Below are 3,656 nucleotides of genomic sequence, written 5' to 3' on the forward strand. Positions count from 1 at the left end.
GGCCGGGTGCCACGCCCCCCCGGGCCACCGGCGTTTCGCTGGCTGATCGACGCCGGGCCGTGGGCCCGGCCGCCGGATCAGGAGTTGGGGCGCTTGCCGTGGTTGGCGCCGCTCTTCTTCCGGGCCTTCTTCTTCCGGGCCTTCTTCGCCATGGTGACCTCCTCGTGATGGTCGGATCCGCCTGCGCACGACCTCGGCGCCGGTGCACGCACCGGTCCTCCCGGCGCCGGGTCCGACCCGCTGATGCTAGTGCTGCCGGCACCCGCCGTGGTGCGCCGGGGCGGCCGGCCGTACGCGCGCCGCGCGACACGCCGGCCGCCTCGCCGTGTCGCCGCATCCCGGCCGGGCGGGACGCGGCGGCACGCCGACCCGACAGTGGATCATCCGGACGCGACCGCTCCACGCCCGCCGCGGGGCGTCCGCATGATTGGATACGTCGGCAGGCAACACGCGAGAGAAGGGGCCGTGGAGATGGCCGAGGAGATCCGCGCCGAGATGGTGGCGAACGTCTGGAAGGTCGTCGCGTCGGCCGGGGACACCGTGTCCGAGGGGGACACGCTGGTGATCCTGGAGTCGATGAAGATGGAGATCCCGGTCGTCGCCGAGTCCGACGGTGTCGTCAGGCAGCTCGCGGTCAACGAGGGTGACGTCGTGCAGGACGGGGACCTCATCGCGGTGATCGATTGACCGGCCTCTCGGTGCGGCGGGCCGGGCCGGCCGACTTCGCGGCGGTGGCCCGGCTGACGGTCGCCGCGTACGAGGCCGACGGCCAGCTCAAGGGCGAGCACGGCTACGCCGCCGTGCTCGCCGACGTGGCGGTCCGGTCGGAGCACGGCGAGGTCCTCGTCGCCGTCGACCAGGAGACCGGCGCGGTGCTCGGATCGGTGACGTTCGTCCTCCCCGGCACCCGGTACGCGGAGCTGTCCGGGGCGGGCGAGGCGGAGTTCCGGATGCTGGCCGTGGACCCGGCCGCGCAGGGCCGGGGCGTCGGCGCGGCCCTGGTCGAGGCGTGCGTGTCCCGGGCGACCGAGCTGGGCTGCTCGGCGGTGATGATCTGCGTCCGCCACGGCTTCGCCGCCTCCGCCCAGCGGCTCTACCGGCGCCGGGGCTTCGTGCGCGTGCCGGAGCTGGACTGGTCGCCCCTGGCCGGGGTGGAACTGCTCGCCCTCCGGCTGGAGCTCACCGGCGCCTGATCCGGCCCGGACCGGGCCGGCGTGTCGCCGGGGCCGGCGGGCGTCAGGGCGCCTCCGTCGCGGCGGCGTCGCGCCCGGTCCCGATGGGGGCGAGCAGTTCGTCGGCCATCTCCAGCGCGAGCCTTCTCCGCTCCGTGTCGGTGATGCCCGGCGTGCGGATCGCGAACCAGCTGCTGTGCACGGCGAAGAGCGACAGGATCGCGCGGAGCTGCGCGGCGGGCGAGTCGTCTCCCCGGCAGAGCATCTCGGCCAGCCGCAGCATCCGGCCGCGCATCTGCTGCCCGGCGGCGAGACTCTTCAGCACGGTCTGGTTCTGCTCGAAGAACCGCATCACCGAGGGCTCGTCGCCGGCGAACATGGCGTCGGCGTACCGGCCGATCACGGCGCGCCGGGTGTCCCGGCTCGCCGGCTGCGACTCGGCCCAGGCGATGAGGCCGTCCATCAGCTCCAGCCGGTCCTCGACGACGCTGCTGATGATCTCGTCCTTGCTCTTGAAGTGGTAGTAGAGCGCGGCCTTCGTCACGTTCAGCCGTTCGGCGATCTCGCGCAGCGAGGTCTTCTCGTACCCCTGCTCGGTGAAGAGCTCCAGCGCGACGGACTTGATGCGCTCCCGCGTGCCGCCTGTGCTCTCCCTCACGTGTGCCACCCAATTCGCTTGACCGGTCCTGCCGCCCAACTTACCGTGCGGCTAGTAAGTTAACTAGCCGGGCGGCAAGTAAGTGCGGCACATCTCGGGGGAGCTTACCCATGACGCAGGCAAGCCAGGAACCGGCACGACCCAACGTGCGGGTCGTGCTCTTCGGCCTGATGATCGCCATGATGCTGGCGATGCTCGACAACATGATCGTCAGCACGGCGCTACCGCGGATCGTGGGCGAGTTCGGGGGGCTCGACCACTTCACCTGGGTGGTGACGGCGTACGTGCTGGGCACCACGGTCTCGACCCCGATCTGGGGCAAGCTCGGCGACCTCTACGGGCGCAAGTCCGTCTTCCTCACCTCGGTGGTCGTCTTCCTGGTCGGCTCGGCGCTGTGCGGGATGGCCGGCTCCGACCTGTTCGGCGGGCCGGGCGACGGCATGGTCGAGCTGATCGCCTTCCGGGCGGTGCAGGGCCTCGGCGCCGGCGGCCTGATGGTCGGCGTGATGGCGATCATCGGCGACCTGGTGCCGCCCCGGGAGCGGGGCCGCTACCAGGGCATGATCGCCGGCATCATGGCCATCGCGATGGTGGCCGGCCCGCTGGTCGGCGGCTTCATCACCGACCACCTCTCCTGGCGCTGGGCGTTCTACGTGAACCTGCCGCTGGGCGGCGTCGCGCTGCTGGTCCTCGCCACGACCATGCACCTGCCGAAGTACCGCACCGAACACCGGATCGACTGGCTCGGCGCCGGGCTGCTCTCGGTCGGCATCACCGCGATCGTGCTCGTCACCACCTGGGGCGGCAACGAGTACGCGTGGGTGTCGCCGCAGATCCTCGGCCTGGCCGCGCTCGCCGTGGTCGCGCTGGTGGTCTTCGGTCTGGTCGAGCGGCGGGCCGCCGAACCGATCCTGCCGCTGGGGCTCTTCGCCAACCGCAACTTCGCGCTGATCTCCGTGATCGGCTTCCTGCTCGGCTTCGCGATGTTCGGCGCGATGAACTTCCTGCCGCTGTACCAGCAGACCGTGCAGGGCGCCTCGGCGACGAACTCCGGGCTGCTACTGCTTCCGCTGATGTTCGGCATGCTGGTGGTCTCGCTGGTGGTCGGTCGCGCGATCACGAAGACCGGGCGGTACCGGATCTACCCGATCGTGGGCGGCGTGGTGATGACCGCGGGCATGGGGCTGCTGACCCTGCTCGACGCGCACACCGGCAAGCTCGAGTCCTCGCTCTACATGATCGTGCTCGGCGTCGGCATGGGTTTCCTCATGCAGACCTCGATGCTCATCGCGCAGAACAGCGTGGCGCAGAAGGACCTGGGCGCGGCGAGCGGCGCCGCCACGTTCTTCCGCTCGATCGGCGGCTCGTTCGGCATCTCGCTGTTCGGCGCGATCTTCGCCAACCGGCTGGCCGGCTCCCCGGCCGGTGGCGCGTTCAGCGGCGGCGGCGAGGCCGGCGCCGCGATGGACCTGGCGGGGCTCAAGGACCTGCCGGCGCAGGCGCGGGAGCTGGTGCTCGGTGGCCTCGCCGACGCGATCTCGCACGTCTTCTGGTGGGCGGTGCTGTTCACCGTGGCGGTGCCGGTGCTGGCCTGGTTCATCAAGGAGATCCCGCTGCGGACCGCCAACGAGCCGCCGGCCCCGCAGGGCGCCGGCGACGGCCAGGCCGAGGCCGCCCTCGGCAAGGCACCCGTCGCCTGACCCGCTTCAGGGCCGTCGGAAGGGGCCGGTGAGGCGGCGCCAGAGGCGACGCAGGCCATGATCGCCCGGGAGTTTCGGCTCTCGACGCTGCCCCGTCACCAGGTCGTCCCGGAGCCGATGCTCTCG

At 71.7% G+C, this 3,656-nt stretch carries 4 protein-coding genes; 3 read left to right on the plus strand and 1 reads right to left on the minus strand.

Going from position 1 to position 3,656, the window contains the following annotated elements:
• Positions 1–465: 465 nt before the first annotated feature.
• Both AB0L34_RS33270 and AB0L34_RS33275 read left to right on the plus strand, forming a co-directional pair.
• The gene (locus AB0L34_RS33270) at positions 466–687 is read left to right on the plus strand and encodes a biotin/lipoyl-binding carrier protein (protein WP_363709585.1); all 222 of its coding nucleotides are present in this window, start codon (positions 466–468) and stop codon (positions 685–687) included.
• Positions 684–1,193: a GNAT family N-acetyltransferase gene (locus AB0L34_RS33275; RefSeq protein ID WP_363709587.1), complete on the plus strand. Its 510-nt coding sequence runs from the start codon at positions 684–686 to the stop codon at positions 1,191–1,193. Before AB0L34_RS33270 ends, AB0L34_RS33275 begins: the two co-directional genes overlap by 4 nt.
• Positions 1,194–1,236: 43 nt before the next feature.
• On the opposite strand, the gene AB0L34_RS33280 is transcribed toward AB0L34_RS33275, so the two are convergent.
• Positions 1,237–1,830: a TetR family transcriptional regulator gene (locus AB0L34_RS33280; RefSeq protein WP_357462356.1), complete on the minus strand. Its 594-nt coding sequence runs from the start codon at positions 1,828–1,830 to the stop codon at positions 1,237–1,239.
• Between the two features lie 110 nt (positions 1,831–1,940).
• On the opposite strand from AB0L34_RS33280, the gene AB0L34_RS33285 reads away from it, so the two are divergent.
• Positions 1,941–3,530 (plus strand): MDR family MFS transporter, encoded by a 1,590-nt coding sequence (locus tag AB0L34_RS33285; protein WP_363709589.1) that lies wholly within the window; start codon positions 1,941–1,943, stop codon positions 3,528–3,530.
• The last annotated feature ends 126 nt before the right edge of the window (positions 3,531–3,656 follow it).

It is taken from the genome of Micromonospora sp. NPDC052213 (assembly GCF_040679695.1).
GTDB lineage: Bacteria > Actinomycetota > Actinomycetes > Mycobacteriales > Micromonosporaceae > Micromonospora.

Bases quoted from the DNA above. Each gene is read 5' to 3' on its own strand.
- AB0L34_RS33285 (WP_363709589.1), top strand. From the start codon at position 1,941: ATGACGCAGGCAAGCCAGGAACCGGCACGACCCAACGTGCGGGTCGTG.